We start from the raw sequence: 15,662 nt of genomic DNA, 5'->3' as shown, positions 1-15,662 counted from the left end.
AACAAAAGGGCGAAAAAGCGACGAATTTATGTCACTTTTTCAGGCAAACAGCCATAAAAGCTGGCGATCACTGGAGTAAAATAGAAATAACGATGTCAGTAAGGACCCGCAGCCATGCCGTTAAATGCACAACAACAGGCCGCCCAACGCAATCTTTCTTATCTGCTTGCAGAGAAACTTGGCCAACAAATTCTGGCGGGCGATTATCAGGCCGGCAGCATCCTGCCCGGTGAAATGGAACTGGGCGAGCAATTCGGCGTCAGCCGCACCGCAGTACGCGAAGCGGTAAAGATGTTAGCCGCCAAAGGCATGTTGCTACCGCGCCCGCGCATCGGCACCCGCGTGATGCCGCAGAGCCAATGGAATTTCCTCGATCAGGATTTACTGACCTGGTGGATGACGCGGGAAAACTTCGATCAGGTGATGCAACACTTCCTTATCCTGCGTACCTCGCTGGAGCCGCAGGCCTGCGCGTTGGCGGCAAACCACGCCAGCCCGCAGCAAACCAAGCTGCTGGCGGAGCTGATGGCGGAAATGCGCGCGCTGCATACCCAGTTTGATCGCGAGCGTTGGATCCAGGTCGATACCCAATTCCACCAGCTCATCTACGAGGCCAGCGGCAACCCGTTCCTGACCTCGTTCGCCAACCTGTTCAGTTCGGTGTACCAAAGCTACTTCCGCGCCATCACCGGCAATGAAGTGATCAAGCTGCGCCATCATCAGGCTATCGTCGATGCGATACTCGCCGGAGACAGCGCCGGCGCGCTCGTCGCCTGCCAGATACTGCTGAAAGAGAAAGACTAGACACGCTCCCCGCTTATATATAGAAGAAAGAGACGAGGGACAGACGACCATTTAACCAGGACCGACCATGACCCAATCCGCGCGCAGTATGGCAGGACTTCCGTGGATCGCCGCAATGGCGTTCTTTATGCAGGCGCTGGACGCCACTATCCTCAATACCGCGCTGCCGGCGATCGCCCAAAGCCTGGGGCGTTCGCCGCTGGCGATGCAATCGGCCGTCATCAGCTACACGCTGACGGTGGCGATGCTGATCCCGGTCAGCGGCTGGCTGGCGGACCGCTTCGGCACCCGGCGCGTGTTCATCTTCGCCGTCACGTTATTCACCCTCGGCTCGCTGCTGTGCGCTCTGTCCCCTACGCTGAGCGCGCTGGTCGCCTCTCGCGTGCTGCAGGGCATCGGCGGCGCGATGATGATGCCGGTCGCGCGATTGGCGCTGCTGCGAGCCTACCCGCGCAGCGAACTGCTGCCGGTGCTGAACTTCGTCACCATGCCCGGCCTGGTCGGGCCGATTCTGGGGCCGCTGCTGGGCGGCTGGCTGGTCACCTACGCCACCTGGCACTGGATTTTCCTGATCAATATCCCTATCGGCCTGCTCGGCATCTTCTATGCGCGTAAATACATGCCGGACTTCACCACGCCCAAGCGCCGCTTCGACTTCCTTGGCTTTATGCTGTTCGGCCTGAGCCTGGTGCTGATCTCTACCGGGCTGGAGCTGTTTGGCGAGCGGGTACTGGCGAGCTACGTTTCGCTGGGCATTCTGCTCAGCGGCTTCGTGATGCTGTTCGGCTACATCGCGCACGCCCGCCGTCATCCTCAGCCGCTGATCGGTCTCGACCTGTTCAAAACCCGCACCTTCTCGGTCGGCATCGCCGGCAACGTCGCCTCCAGGCTGGGCACCGGCTGCGTGCCGTTTTTAATGCCGCTCATGCTGCAGGTGGGATTCGGCTACACAGCGATCGTCGCCGGCTGCATGATGGCACCAACCGCCATCGGTTCGCTGATGGCGAAATCCACCGTCACTCAGGTGCTGCGCTGGTTCGGCTACCGTAAAACGCTGGTCGGTATCACCGTCATTATCGGGGTGCTGATCGCCCAATTCGCCCTGCAAAGCCCGGGCATGCCGCTGTGGCTGATGATCCTGCCGCTGTTCGTGCTGGGCATGGCGATGTCCACCCAGTTCACCGCCATGAACACCATCAGCCTGGCGGATTTGAACGACGCCAACGCCAGCGCCGGCAACAGCGTCCTGGCGGTCACCCAACAGCTGTCCATCAGCTTCGGCGTGGCGATCAGCGCGGCGGTGCTGCGTTTTTACGAATCTCTGTCGTTAGGCACCATGATCGACCACTTCCATTACACCTTTATCACCATGGGGATCGTCACCGTAGCGTCGGCGCTGGTGTTTATGTTGCTGAGAAGGAGGGATGGCCGCAATTTGATCAGCGGCCAGGAAAGCAAGAAAGAAGCGAAGGCGGCGAGTTAACGGCGGCCCACCGAGGCGCGTTCCACCAGCTCGGGCGTCAGCACCAGCACCTGGGGGGCGCGCTCCGGGTTTTGCAGGCGATTGATCAGCGCATCGATCGCCAGTTCGCCCAGCGAATCCTTCGGCTGATGAATGGTGCTCAGCGGCGGCGCCAGATAGCGCGCCAGCTCAATGTCATCGTAGCCCATCACCGCCATATCCTGCGGCACGGAGAGCCCGGCCTGATACAGCGCCTGATAAACGCCCACCGCCACCGCGTCGTTGCCGGCGAACACCGCATGCGGCGGCTCGTCCAGCGCCAGCAGTTGGCGCATGGCGTTCACGCCGCCCTCAAACTCAAAATCGCAGTGCACTTCATACCCTGGCGGAACCGGCAATCCGGCGCGCCGCATCGCGTTGCGATAGCCTTCCAGCCGGTGACGGGCGGTGGTTTTATCCTGCGGGCCGGCGATGCAGGCGATTTGGCGGTAGCCGCGGGCGATCAGATGATCGGTCGCCATCTCGCCGCCCAGTAGCGAGTTATCCTGAATAATGTCGTTGGCGCCCTCGAACGGCGCCCAGTCCATCATCACGATCGGCAATGACGGGTAGCGGCTCAGGGCATCTTGCGATGGCCGGTGGTTTTCGGTGCACATCAGCAGCAAACCGTCGACGCGCTTTTGCAGCAGCGTCTCCATGCTGCGGTTCATGCGCGCGGCGTCTTCTTCGGTATTGCACAGGATTAAACTGTAGCCGCGTTCATAGCAGCTGCGCTCCACGCCGCGCACCACTTCGGCATAAAACGGGTTGTTGCTGGCGGTCACCAGCATGCCGATGGTGCGCGTCTGATTGAGCTTCAGGCTGCGCGCCAGCGCGGAAGGCGCATAGTTCAGCTGTTCCACGGCCGCCATGACCTTGTCGCGCACGCTGTCGCTGACAAAGCGATTGTTGTTGACCACATGCGAAACGGTAGAGGTTGAAACGCCCGCCAGGCGGGCGACATCTTTCATGGTGGCCAAAGGATCACCCCTGCTGCTGCAAGAAGGCGTCGATATCTTCACGCCACGGCACCGAAGGCTGCGCGCCAGGGCGGGTCACGGCGATCGCCGCCGCCGCATGGGCGAAACGCACCGCGTCGGCCATGGCCTTGCCTTCCAACAGGGCTGTGACCAGCGCACCGTTAAAGGTATCGCCGGCGGCGATAGTATCCACCGCTTGCACCTTGAAGCCGGGCACCCGTTTGCCGTTGCCGTTTTCGCTCAGCCACACGCCGCGGCTGCCGAGGGTGATAATCACCGTCGCGATGCCCTTGTCGTGCAGCGCCTGCGCCGCGCGCGCCGCATCGGCGTCGTTGTCCACGGCGATGCCGGTCAGGCGCTGGGCTTCGGTTTCATTCGGGGTGATCATATCGATCATGCCCAGCAGCTCGTCCGGTAGCTCACGCGCCGGGGCCGGGTTGAGGATCACTTGCGTGTGATGCTGCTTCGCCAGGCGGGCGGCGGCGATCACCGTCTCCAGCGGCGACTCCAGCTGCATCAGCAAAGCGTCGGCGTCGATCACTTTTTGTTGGTAGCGTGCCAGGTAATCCGGCGTCACCGCCGCGTTGGCGCCGGCATCGATGCCAATCACGTTCTCGCCTTCGGCGTTGACGAAGATCAGCGCCACGCCGGTGGTGCTGTCGGCGATGGCTTCAATCGGTTGAGTATCAATGCGATCGCTCGCCAGCTGCCGGCGGACACGTTCGCCAATGTCGTCGGCGCCCACGCAGGCGATAAAGGCGATCTCCGCCCCGCTGCGCCCGGCCGCCACCGCCTGATTCGCGCCCTTGCCGCCAAACGCCACCTTATACTGTTTCCCGATCACCGTTTCGCCCGGGTGGGGGAAGTGTTCAATATTGAGGATATGGTCGGCATTGATGCTGCCAAGAACCACCAGCTTACCTGTTTCCATCGCATTGATTCCTGAATTGCGCGCCATCGTAAACGCCCCGTTCCGATGGCGCTGGTATGACTTATTTAGTGACCAGTTTCAAATCGACCGGGATGGTCGCCGGCACTTTTTCGCCTTTCAGCACTTTATCGGCGGTTTCCACACCGATCACGCCGATCTGATCGGGACGCTGCGCCACGGTCGCCGCCAGCTTGCCGCCTTCAACCGCTTTCACGCCGTCGGCGGTGCCGTCGAAGCCTACCACGATCACGTCGGTTTTACCGGCGGTTTGCAGCGCGCGCAGCGCACCCAGCGCCATTTCATCGTTCTGGGCGAACACCGCCTGCACGTCCGGGTGCGCGGTCAGCAGGTTCTGCATCACGTTCAGGCCCTTGGTGCGATCGAAATCGGCCGGCTGGCTGGCCAACAGTTTGAATTTATTCTGATCCAGCGACTGCTTGAAGCCTTCACCGCGTTCACGCGCGGCGGAAGTGCCGGCGATGCCTTCCAGCTGAATCACCTTGGCATCGGCGCCCACTTTCTTGGCGATGAAGTCGCCGGCCATTTTACCGCCCACGCGGTTGTCCGAAGCGATGTGGCTTACCACCTCGCCCTTGCTCGCCACGCGATCCAGCGTGATGACCGGGATCTTAGCCTGGTTGGCCATCTTGATCGCGTTGCCCACCGCATCGGAGTCGGTCGGGTTGATCAGCAGCAGCTTGGGCGCGCGCACCATCAGATCCTGCACGTTGGCCAGCTCTTTCGCCGGGTTATTCTGGGAATCCAGCACCACCAGGTTGTAGCCCAGCTTGTTGGCCTCTTGCTGCGCGCCATCCTTCATCGAGACGAAGAACGGGTTGTTGAGGGTGGACACCACCAGCGCGATGGTGTCTTTGGCCATGGCATTGGCGCTCAGGGTGGCGCTCAGCGCGAGGGCGGAAGCTAAGGTTGCCAGTTTTTTCATTTTCATCATCGTGATTCCTGTAGGGGGAGGTTACTTGTTGCTTTTGTTATCTACCAGAACCGCCAGCAGTATCACCACTGCCTTCACGATCATTTGGTAGTAGGAAGAAACACCCAGTAAATTCAGGCCGTTGTTCAGGAAGCCGAGGATCAGCGCCCCGATCAGCGTGCCGACGATGCGGCCCTTGCCGCCGGCCAGGCTGGTGCCGCCCAGCACCACGGCGGCGATGGCGTCCAGCTCATAGCCGGTGCCGGCGGTCGGCTGCGCTGACGACAGGCGCGCCACTTCGATCACCCCGGCCAGCGCCGCCAGCAGGCCGCACAGCGAGTAGACGATAATCTTCACTTTATCGACGCTGATGCCGGACAGGCGGGTTGCCGCTTCGTTGCCGCCCAGGGCATAAATATAGCGGCCCAGGCGCGTGTGGTGCAGCATATACCAGGCGGCGATGAACACGATTGCCATGATCCAGATCGGCGTAGGCACGCCCAGCGGGCGGCCGATGCCGAACCAGCCGAAGGTGTCGGCCACGTCGGTGAAACCGGTGTTGACCGGGCTGCCGTTGGTGTACACCATGGTGACGCCGCGCAGCAGCAGCATCATCACCAGCGTGGCGATAAAGGCCTGCACTTTGCCTTTGGCGACGATCACCCCGGTGCAGGCGCCAACCGCGGCGCCCAGCGCCAATGCCGCCGCCACCGCCACCAGCGCGTTGACCTCAAAGCCGACGATCGACGCCGCCACCGCGCCGGTCAGCGCCAGCAGCGATCCCACCGACAGATCGATGCCGGACGTAAGGATCACCAGCGTCATCCCCACCGCCATGATGGCGTTCACCGAGGTTTGCTGCAGAATATTGAACAGATTGTTCAGGGTGAAGAAGTTCGGGCTCATGGAAGAGACCACGGCGATCAGCACCAGCAGCGCAATCAACGACTTCTGCTCTAACAGCCACTCTTTACTGAACCAGCGCTTGGCTGCGATAGTCTGGGAACTCATATCTGATTACTCCTGCTTTACGCCGTATTGCTTGCCGACGGCTGCCGCCATCAACGCTTCCTGGGTGGCCTGTTCAATCGGGAACTCGCCGCTGAGATGCCCTTCGTGCATCACCAGAATGCGATCGCTCATGCCCATCACCTCCGGCATCTCCGAAGACACCAGAATGATGCTCAGCCCTTCCTGCTTGAACTGGTTGATTAACTGATAGATCTCTTTTTTGGCGCCGACGTCGACGCCGCGCGTCGGCTCATCGAGGATCAGCACCTTCGGCCGGGTCATCAGGCCGCGGGCGATCGCCACTTTTTGCTGATTGCCGCCGGAAAGCAGACCGATCGGCTGCTCCATCGACGGTGTTTTGATATTGAACAGCCGGATGAAATCCCCCACCGCCTGCCGCTCGTCGGCCTGTTTCAGGCTGCCGTCGGCGCGGCTGAAGTAGCGCAGCGCGGTCAGCGACATGTTTTCCTTCACCGACATGCCCAGCACCAGGCCGTCGCGCTTGCGGTCTTCCGAGATATAGACGATGCCGTTCGCCAACCCGTCCTGCGGCGAATGGGTGACCACCTCGCGGCCATCCAGGCTGACGGTGCCAGCCTTGCGCGGCGCGGCGCCGTACAGGATCTTCATCAGTTCGGTGCGCCCGGCGCCCATCAGCCCGGCCACGCCGAGGATCTCGCCGCGATACAGCGTAAAACTGACGTCCTCAACGCCGGGGCCGGAAAGGTGGCTGACTTCCAACCGTTTTTCCCCGCGCGGCAAATCAAGGCGCGGGTATTGCTCTTCCAGCTTGCGGCCGACCATCATCTCAATCAGCGAATCTTCCTGCAGCTCGCTCACCGGCCGCTCGGCGATAAACTGCCCGTCGCGGAACACGGTCACGTCGTCGCAGATTTCAAAAATCTCTTTCAGGCGGTGCGAGATATAAACGATGCCGCGCCCTTCGGCCTTCAGCTCGTTGATCACTTTGAACAGCGAGGCGGTTTCGGTGTCGGTCAGCGCGTCGGTCGGTTCGTCCATGATGATCACTTTCGATTCGAAGCTCAGCACCTTGGCAATCTCCACCATCTGCTGATCGCCGATCGACAGCTCGCCCACCAGCCGGTGGCTGCTGTAGCGCAGGTTGAGGCGCGCCAGCAAGCGATCGGCCTCGGCGTACATACGCTTCCAGTCAATGCGGCCGAAACGGTTGACGAACTCGCGGCCGAGGAAGATGTTTTCCGCAATCGTCAGCTGCGGGATCAGATTCAGCTCCTGATGGATAATGCCGATGCCCGCTTCCTGCGAATCTTTAGGCCCGTTGAACGCCACCTCGTTACCGAGAAAATATTGGCTGCCGGCGTCTTTCTGGTAGATGCCGGTCAGCACTTTCATCATGGTGGACTTCCCGGCGCCGTTTTCCCCCACCAGCGCCATCACCTTGCCGGGATAAACGCTGAGGGCGGCGCCGGAAAGCGCCTTCACGCCGGGAAAGGCTTTATCAATCCCTTTCAGTTGCAGTAAAGGTTGCATAAACGCCTCAGAAAGTTACGCCGGCGCACAGGATCAGGTTCGCGTAAGGCGAACACTCCCCGCTGCGGATCACCGCCCGGCTGTGCTCGGTTTGCGCTTTAAATGCCTGATGGCTGATATAACGCACGCTGATGGTATTGCCCTGGCGTTGGCCCAGGGCGGTCAGTTCAGCCAACAGTGCCTCGTGGAGCGACGGATTCTGTTTCACGATCTCTTCCGCCAGGATGGCGCTTTCTACCTGCATCTCTTGCGTGACCGCCGCGAACACCTGTATGAAGGTCGGCACGCCCTGCGTCAGCGCCAGATCGATGCGCTGCGTCGCCGCCGGTATCGGCAGGCCCGCGTCGCACAGGGTGAGCTGGTCGGTATGCCCCAGCCGGGCAATCACGGCAGACACGTCGGAATTCAGTAATACGCCTTTTTTCATCTTCTCACTCCGCTAGCGAAACGTTTCGCTCTCTGGGGGAGTTTAAAAAAACGGCAGGGGAAGGCAACCGGGACAATGCAGAAGTGTGATCGCTATCGAAACGTTTCGTTCACGCACGGACAATGCGCAAACAAAAGGGGCTCAGCCATGCTGAGCCCCTGTCAGGCGGGTTAGATCTCGACCTGCGTGCCGAGCTCGATGACCCGATTCGGCGGGATCTCAAACTGATCCGGCGCGCGCAGCGCGTTGCGGCTCAGGGCGACGAACAGCTTGCCGCGCAGGTAGAGGTACCACGGCCGCTTGGTGAGGATCAGCGATTCATGGGACATGAAGAACGAGGTCTCCGACATGCGGCACGGCAACCCTTCCAGCCCGCAGCGGTGGAATACCTCCTCGACGTTCGGCGTTTCCCGCCAGCCGTAGCTGGCCACTACCCGCCAGAAGGTCGGCGACAGCTGTTCGATGGTCACCCGGCGCACATTGTGCACGTAAGGCGCATCCTCGGTGCGCAGCGTCAGCAGCACCACGCGCTCATGCAGCACCTTGTTGTGCTTCAGGTTGTGCAGCAGCGCAAAAGGAATGACGTTGGTGGCGCGCGACAGGAACACCGCGGTACCCGGCACCCGCACCGGCGGCGATTTCTCCAGCGAGGCGATCATCGCCTCCAGCGAGTTGCCGTGTTCATGCAGGCGGCGCAGCAGGCGGAAGCGCTCGCTCTTCCAGGTGGTCATAATGATAAACATCACCAGCGCCAAGGTCAGCGGCAACCAGCCGCCGGAGAACAGCTTCAGGGCGTTGGCGGAGAACATCGGCACGTCGATGATCAGCAAGATGGCAGCGATGCCGAGCGCCAGGAAGCGATTCCAGTGCCAGTTGTTGATCGCCACCGAGGTGACCAGAATGCTGGTCAGCACCATGGTGCCGGTGACGGCGATGCCGTACGCCGCCGCCAGGTTGCTGGAGTGTTCGAAGCCGACAATCACCAGCACCACCGAGATGTACAGCGTCCAGTTGATCACTGGAATGTAGATCTGGCCGGATTCCATTTCCGAGGTGTGAATAATGCGCATCGGCGACAGATAGCCCAGGCGCACCGCCTGGCGGGTCAGCGAGAAGACGCCGGAAATCACCGCCTGCGAAGCGATAACCGTCGCCAGGGTCGCCAGAATCAGCAGCGGGATCAGCGCCCAGTCGGGTGCCAGCAGGAAGAACGGGTTTTTGATCGCCTCAGGGTTTTTCAACAGCAGCGCGCCCTGGCCGAAGTAGTTGAGCACCAGCGAAGGCAGCACCACGGTGAACCAGGCCAGGCGAATCGGGAACTTGCCGAAGTGCCCCATATCGGCATACAGCGCCTCGACGCCGGTGATCGACAGCACCACCGCCCCCAGCGCAAAGAACGACACCTTCTTATATTCCATGAAGAAGTTGAGCGCCCATTTGGGGTTCAGCGCCTGCAGCACTTCCGGGTTCGAAATGATGCTGCGCGCGCCCAGCACCGCCAACACGATGAACCACAGCAGCATCACCGGGGCGAACAGCTTGCCAACGCTGCCGGTGCCGTGCTTTTGGATAACGAACAGCAGCGTCAGCACCAGAATGGAGAGCGGCACGATATAGGCATCGAGCGCAGGCGCGGCGATTTCCAGCCCCTCTATCGCCGACATCACCGAGATAGCCGGGGTGATCACCACCTCACCATAGAAGAAGCTGCCGCCGATCAGGCCCAGTATCACCAGCACCGCGGTGGTGCGCGCCGAAGTGTTGCGCCCGGCCAGCGACATCAGCGTCAGAATGCCGCCCTCGCCGGCGTTGTCCGCGCGCATCACGTAGGTGAGATATTTGAGGGAAACGATCACGATCAGCATCCAGAAAATCAGCGACAGGAAGCCGAAAACCACGTCTGGACGAACATCGAAGCCGTAATGGCCGGAGAAACACTCTCTCAACGTATAGAGAGGGCTGGTGCCGATATCACCGTAGACCACGCCGATGGCCGCCAGGGTTACCGCCGATAAGGACTGCTTATGCTCTGCGCTCATAATTCGTTTCTTTATCAGAACATCCGTTAGCGATGCATCCGCATCAGGCAAAATACGGGCTCAAAGATCCGTCACGCCCACCAGAAAGCCGCACAGTATGCACCATTTATACGGCTTGCCTACCCTTATATCAGAGCCGAAAAATAAACAAAATGTGAACCGGATATCCGGCTCAACTTAGAAAAATATTACTAATCAACAAGCTATACCACTAAAAATAATGGTGGTTTATCATCGAATTATCGACCAAGATTGGCTAACTCTCGGACAATGCGACAATTATATGACGCCATCATCCCTTCTGGCAGAACGAATTTCCCGCCTCAGCAGCGCGCTGGAGAGCGGTCTTTATGAGCGGCAAGAAGCGATTCGCCTGTGCCTGCTGGCGGCGCTGAGCGGCGAAAGCGTATTCCTGCTCGGCCCGCCCGGCATCGCCAAGAGCCTGATCGCGCGCCGGCTGAAGTTTGCCTTCCGCAACGCCCGCTCCTTTGAATACCTGATGACGCGCTTTTCCACGCCGGAAGAGGTCTTCGGCCCGCTCTCCATTCAGGCGCTGAAAGATGAGGGGCGCTATCAGCGTCTGACCGCCGGCTACCTGCCGGAAGCGGAGATCGTGTTTCTGGACGAGATCTGGAAGGCCGGCCCGGCGATCCTCAACACCCTGCTGACGGCGATCAACGAACGGCGCTTTCGCAACGGCAACAGCGAAGAACCGATCCCGCTGCGCCTGCTGGTGACCGCCTCCAACGAACTGCCCGAAGCGGACAACAGCCTCGAAGCCTTATATGACCGCATGCTGATCCGCCTGTGGCTGGATAAGGTGCAGGATAAGCAGAATTTCCGCTCGCTGCTGGTCAACCGCCAGAGCGAAAGCCAAAACCCGGTGCCGGCGGCGCTAAGCGTCAGCGACGAAGAGTTTCTGCAGTGGCAGCCGCAGATCGATAAGGTGGCGCTGCCGGAAGCCTGCTTTGAGCTGATTTTCCAGCTGCGCCAGCGGCTGGACGCGCTGGAACAGGCGCCGTACGTCTCTGACCGACGCTGGAAAAAGGCCCTGCGCCTGCTGCAGGCCTGCGCCTTCTTCAGCGGGCGCGACGCCATCGCCCCGCTCGACCTGATGCTGCTGAAAGACTGCCTGTGGCACGATCTCACCTCGCTGAAGCTGCTGCAACAGCAGATCGATCAGCTGCTGACCGAATCGGCCTACCAGCAACAGTCGATGCTGATCCAACTGCAACAAATCCACACCCGCTGGCTGCAGGATCAGCAGCAACAAAGCGACCGGCAGGCCATCAGCCTGGTGAAAAAGGGCGGCATGTTCAGCCGTAAACCGCAATACGCACCGGCCACGCCGTTCGCCGGCGGCACCCTCACCCTGTTGCTGCAAAAGCCGCTGCAGCTGCATGACATTCAGGTCAACCATCTGAGCATCGAAAGCAGCGTGCTGGACAACTGGCTGCAAAAAGGCGGCGACGTGCGCGCCAAGCTGAACGGCATCGGCTTCGCGCAGCCGATCGATTTGGAGGTCGACGACCAACTGCACCTGACGGTGCTGGACGTCAGCCGCCAGCCTTCGCTGCTGGCGCTGCCGGACAAACAGGCCACCGCCACGCCGCAGGCGCTGCTGGACGAAATGGACGCGTTGGCCCAACGCCTGGCGGAGCAGCGCCGCGCCTTCAGCCAACATCAGCCCTGTCTGTTCACGCCCGTCGCCGGCCTGGCCAAGATCGAAGCCAGTCTGCTGCAGGTGGCGGAGCAGGTTAAACAGCAACTGCAGCAAATGCGCGGCCAGTAACCATGCTCAGTCTGGAGACGCTCGATCTGCTGCTGGCGATCGCCGAAGGCGAAATGATCGAGGAGATGATCGTCGGCATGCTGGCGGCGCCGCAGCTGTCGGTGTTCTTTAAAAAGTTTCCGGCCCTTCGCCGGGCGCTGGATCGCGATCTGCCACGCTGGAAACTGCAGCTCAAGGAGCGTCTGCAAGAAGCTATGGTGCCGCCGGCGCTGGCGCAGGAATTTTACCGCTACCAACAGTGCCAGCTGGAGAACAACACCCAGTTCTATCACAACCTCAACGACACGATGGAGCTGCTGCGCCAGCTGGTCTCGCCGTTTTATGAACAGGCGCGCGCGCTGGTGGACGCCGCCGATCTGCCCAATCATCCGCTGGACGACAGCTTCCAAACCCTGTTCCTGCAGCGCTGGCGCATCAGCCTGACGCTGCAGGCCACCATGCTGCACCACCAGCTGCTGGAACAGGAGCGCGAGCAGCTGATGGCGGAACTGCAGGAGCGATTGGCGCTGAGCGGCGCGCTGGAGCCGCTGCTGTCGGAAAACGACACCGCCGCCGGCAGGCTGTGGGACATGAGCAAAGGCCAGCTACAGCGCGGCGATTACCAGCGGCTGGTGGAGTACGGCAACTTTTTGCAGCAGCAGCCGGAGCTGAAAAAGCTGGCGCAGCAGTTGGGCCGCAGCTATCAGGCCAAGGCGGTGCAGCAACAGGACGCGCAGCCGGAGCCGTTCAGGGTGATGGTGCAGGTGCCGGCCACGCTACCGGAAGAAGTGAGCGGCATTCATCAGAGCGACGACATCCTGCGCCTGCTGCCGCCGGAGCTGGCGACGCTAGGCATTGAAGAGCTGGAGTTCGAATTTTATCGCCGCCTGTTGGAAAAGCGGCTGCTGAGCTACCGCCTGCAGGGCGACGTCTGGCAGGAGCAGATCCTGATCCGCCAGGTCACCCATCAGCAGCAGGATCAACAGCCGCGCGGGCCGTTTATCGTCTGTGTGGACACCTCAGGATCGATGGGCGGCTTCAACGAACAGTGCGCCAAGGCGTTCTGCCTGGCGCTGCTGCGCATTGCGCTGGCGGACAACCGCCGTTGCTACATCATGCTGTTCGCCAACCAGATCGTGCATTATGAGCTCACCGCCGCCAGCGGCATCGAACAGGCGGTGCGCTTTCTCGGCCAGCAGTTTCGCGGCGGCACCGATCTGGCGGCCTGCCTGAACGCCACCGTCACTAAAATGGCGGAGAGCGGCTGGTTTGACGCCGATGCGGTGATCATTTCCGATTTTATCGCTCAGCGGTTGCCGGAGGAGGTAATAAAGAAGGTGAAACAGCAGCAGCAAAGCCACCAGCAGCGTTTCCATGCGGTGGCGATGTCCGCCTACGGCAAACCCGGCATCATGCGCATTTTCGATCATATCTGGCGCTTCGATACCGGGCTGAAAAGCCGTTTGATGCGCCGCTGGCGGCGCTAGGCGGGATCAGAGCAGGCCTTCGACCGCCCCGCGCACTTCCGGCGACCACACGCCGCACTGCACCTGGCCGATATGCGACAGTTGCAGCAGCAGCATCACCAAGCGCGACTGACCGATGCCGCCGCCGATAGTCTGCGGCATATCGCCGCGCAGCAGCGACTGGTGCCACTCCAGCTTCATGCGCTCTTCATCGCCGGTCAGCGCCAGCTGACGTTTCAGCGCGGCGGCGTCGACGCGGATGCCCATAGAGGACAGCTCGAAAGCGTCCTGCAGCACCGGGTTCCACACCACGATATCGCCGTTCAGGCCCGCCAGGCCATCCGCCGCCGGGGTGGTCCAATCATCATAATCCGGTGCCCGCACATCGTGCGATTTGCCGTGCGACAGCTTGCCGCCGATGCCGATCAGGAACACTGCGCCCAGCTCTTTGGCGATCGCCCGCTCGCGCCCTTTGGCGTCCAGATCCGGGTAACGCTGCAGCAGGGTTTCGCTGTGCACAAAGTGGATCTGTTCCGGCAGGAACGGGGTCAGACCATGCTCGCGGCTGACTTCCGCCTCCGTCGCCTTGATGGCGGCGTAAATGCTGCGCACGGTGCTTTTCAGGTAGTCCAGGCTGCGCTCTCCGTCGCCCATCACCCGTTCCCAGTCCCACTGATCGACGTACACCGAGTGGATAGGCGTCAGGCGATCTTCATCCGGGCGCAGCGCCTTCATATGGGTGTACAGGCCTTCGCCGGCGCCGAAATCGTAGCTGCCCAGCGTTTTACGTTTCCATTTCGCCAATGAATGCACCACTTCGAAGGTGGCGTCCGGCAGGGTTTTCACCTTAACCTGCACCGCTTTCTCGCTGCCGGAGAGGTTATCCTGCGTGCCGTCGCCCAGACGGCTGAGGATCGGCGCCTGCACTTCGATCAGGCCAAGCTGTTGCTCCAGCTGGCGGGAGAAGAAGGATTTGACCTGGCTGATTTGTTGTTGTTTTTGGATAAACTGTTTTTTCATTGCCGTATCTCTTGTAAACCTGTCTCTGTTGCCATCGATTAAGCAACAAAATGACATGTCAATTCAATATCCATTAATCAATATTGCCTTTTCACTTTTAATCGTTCATTTTTATCCGGACAGAATTCAACAATCGTTAATTAATGGGGGATTAAATGGCGGAAATTTATCAGATCGATAATCTCGATCGCGGCATCCTCAACGCTCTGATGGACAACGCGCGCACGCCGTACGCCGAACTGGCGAAAAACTTCGCCGTCAGCCCCGGCACCATTCATGTGCGGGTAGAGAAGATGAAACAGGCCGGGATCATCACCGGCGCGCGCATCGACGTCAGCCCCAAACAGCTGGGCTACGATGTGTGCTGCTTTATCGGCATCATATTAAAGAGCGCCAAGGACTACCCTTCGGCGCTGAAAAAGCTGGAAAGCCTGGAGGAAGTGGTGGAAGCCTATTACACCACCGGCCACTACAGCGTCTTTATCAAGGTGATGTGCCGATCGATCGACGCACTGCAGCAGGTACTTATCAACAAGATCCAGACCATCGACGAGATCCAGTCTACCGAAACGCTGATCTCGCTGCAGAACCCCATTATGCGCACCATCGTGCCGTAACCCGCCAAATTGCATACCCACATTATCCACAGGTAGATCCCAGCCGATTCACAGCGTACAATGCAGCCACTTTGAGTGAGAAGGTTGGGATCGTTGGTTCATGGCAGACATTACTCTGATCAGTGGCAGTACGCTTGGCAGCGCCGAATACGTGGCTGAACATTTGGCTGAAAAGCTGGAAGACGCGGGTTTCTCTACCGAGATGCTGCACGGCCCTGAACTGGATGAACTGCCGTTGACCGGCCGCTGGCTGGTGGTCTCTTCCACGCACGGCGCCGGCGAACTGCCGGATAACCTTCAGCCGCTGCTGGAGCAGATCGCCGAACAACAGCCGGATCTTTCCGAGGTGCAGTTCGGCGCCGTCGGTTTGGGCAGTTCGGAATACGACATCTTCTGCGGCGCGATCAAACAGATCGACGATCTGCTGATCGCCAGAGGCGCGAAAAGGATCGGCGATCGTCTCGAGATCGACGTGACCGAGCATGAAATTCCCGAGGATCCGGCCGAGGAATGGGTAAAAAACTGGATTAATTTACTCTAGTTTGTCTAAAGATCGCGCGAACGATTGTGGATAACTAAACTTAAAAGCAGGGTAAAAGCCGTAGTTATCCAAATAACAACCGTAGGTCGCTTTTTGTCCTGTGCATAACAA

Annotated in this window: 14 protein-coding genes; 6 read left to right on the top strand and 8 right to left on the bottom strand. The window is 60.3% G+C overall.

The features are described from left to right. The first annotated feature begins 114 nt into the window (after positions 1 to 114). The gene (locus ACJ8HH_RS19080) at positions 115 to 804 is read left to right on the top strand and encodes a FadR/GntR family transcriptional regulator (protein WP_033653941.1); all 690 of its coding nucleotides are present in this window, start codon (positions 115 to 117) and stop codon (positions 802 to 804) included. A gap of 67 nt (positions 805 to 871) precedes the next feature. After that, positions 872 to 2,287: a multidrug transporter subunit MdtD gene (mdtD, locus tag ACJ8HH_RS19075; RefSeq protein ID WP_033649574.1), complete on the top strand. Its 1,416-nt coding sequence runs from the start codon at positions 872 to 874 to the stop codon at positions 2,285 to 2,287. Here the strand turns inward: mdtD and rbsR are convergent. The 7 genes from rbsR to kup all read right to left on the bottom strand — a co-directional run bounded on the left by rbsR (position 2,284) and on the right by kup (position 10,136). Beyond that, a complete protein-coding gene (rbsR, locus tag ACJ8HH_RS19070; protein ID WP_039568324.1) occupies positions 2,284 to 3,285 on the bottom strand; it encodes a ribose operon transcriptional repressor RbsR in 1,002 nt (333 codons plus the stop codon). The two genes, mdtD and rbsR, sit on opposite strands and share 4 nt — an antisense overlap. A gap of 4 nt (positions 3,286 to 3,289) precedes the next feature. Then, positions 3,290 to 4,216: a ribokinase gene (gene rbsK / locus ACJ8HH_RS19065; protein WP_033649572.1), complete on the bottom strand. Its 927-nt coding sequence runs from the start codon at positions 4,214 to 4,216 to the stop codon at positions 3,290 to 3,292. 61 nt (positions 4,217 to 4,277) lie between these two features. Then, entirely contained in the window at positions 4,278 to 5,165 is an 888-nt protein-coding gene (gene rbsB / locus ACJ8HH_RS19060; protein WP_033649580.1) for a ribose ABC transporter substrate-binding protein RbsB, read from the bottom strand. A gap of 24 nt (positions 5,166 to 5,189) precedes the next feature. Next, positions 5,190 to 6,158 carry a ribose ABC transporter permease gene (gene rbsC, locus ACJ8HH_RS19055; RefSeq protein ID WP_019455467.1) on the bottom strand — a complete coding sequence of 323 codons (969 nt, stop codon included), beginning with the start codon at positions 6,156 to 6,158 and terminating at the stop codon, positions 5,190 to 5,192. Between the two features lie 6 nt (positions 6,159 to 6,164). Next, positions 6,165 to 7,670: a ribose ABC transporter ATP-binding protein RbsA gene (gene rbsA, locus ACJ8HH_RS19050; protein ID WP_033636505.1), complete on the bottom strand. Its 1,506-nt coding sequence runs from the start codon at positions 7,668 to 7,670 to the stop codon at positions 6,165 to 6,167. A gap of 7 nt (positions 7,671 to 7,677) precedes the next feature. Beyond that, positions 7,678 to 8,097, bottom strand: a complete 420-nt coding sequence (rbsD, locus tag ACJ8HH_RS19045; protein WP_060431115.1) for a D-ribose pyranase — start codon at positions 8,095 to 8,097, stop codon at positions 7,678 to 7,680. 170 nt (positions 8,098 to 8,267) lie between these two features. Further along, a complete protein-coding gene (gene kup / locus ACJ8HH_RS19040) occupies positions 8,268 to 10,136 on the bottom strand; it encodes a low affinity potassium transporter Kup (RefSeq protein WP_033636508.1) in 1,869 nt (622 codons plus the stop codon). Positions 10,137 to 10,419: 283 nt separating this feature from the next. Here kup and ravA point away from each other — a divergent pair, with 283 nt between their 5' ends. Then, on the top strand, positions 10,420 to 11,928 hold the full coding sequence (gene ravA / locus ACJ8HH_RS19035; RefSeq protein WP_154641089.1) for an ATPase RavA: 1,509 nt from the start codon (positions 10,420 to 10,422) through the stop codon (positions 11,926 to 11,928). Between the two features lie 2 nt (positions 11,929 to 11,930). Further along, complete coding sequence (gene viaA, locus ACJ8HH_RS19030; protein ID WP_033649569.1) at positions 11,931 to 13,394, top strand: ATPase RavA stimulator ViaA; 1,464 nt, start codon at positions 11,931 to 11,933, stop codon at positions 13,392 to 13,394. A 6-nt stretch (positions 13,395 to 13,400) separates the two neighbouring features. On the opposite strand, the gene asnA is transcribed toward viaA, so the two are convergent. Next, positions 13,401 to 14,393 carry an aspartate--ammonia ligase gene (gene asnA, locus ACJ8HH_RS19025; protein ID WP_033636511.1) on the bottom strand — a complete coding sequence of 331 codons (993 nt, stop codon included), beginning with the start codon at positions 14,391 to 14,393 and terminating at the stop codon, positions 13,401 to 13,403. Between the two features lie 155 nt (positions 14,394 to 14,548). Between asnA and asnC the strand changes: the two genes are divergently transcribed. Both asnC and mioC read left to right on the top strand, forming a co-directional pair. Beyond that, complete coding sequence (gene asnC, locus ACJ8HH_RS19020) at positions 14,549 to 15,010, top strand: transcriptional regulator AsnC (protein ID WP_004933786.1); 462 nt, start codon at positions 14,549 to 14,551, stop codon at positions 15,008 to 15,010. 100 nt (positions 15,011 to 15,110) lie between these two features. Further along, positions 15,111 to 15,551 carry an FMN-binding protein MioC gene (mioC, locus tag ACJ8HH_RS19015; RefSeq protein ID WP_033649568.1) on the top strand — a complete coding sequence of 147 codons (441 nt, stop codon included), beginning with the start codon at positions 15,111 to 15,113 and terminating at the stop codon, positions 15,549 to 15,551. The last annotated feature ends 111 nt before the right edge of the window (positions 15,552 to 15,662 follow it).

It is taken from the genome of Serratia sp. CY32780 (genome assembly GCF_052169135.1).
GTDB classification, from domain to species: domain Bacteria; phylum Pseudomonadota; class Gammaproteobacteria; order Enterobacterales; family Enterobacteriaceae; genus Serratia; species Serratia sarumanii.
Note: the sequence above shows the minus strand (reverse complement) of the source record. Positions and strands in the feature narration are given on the sequence as shown.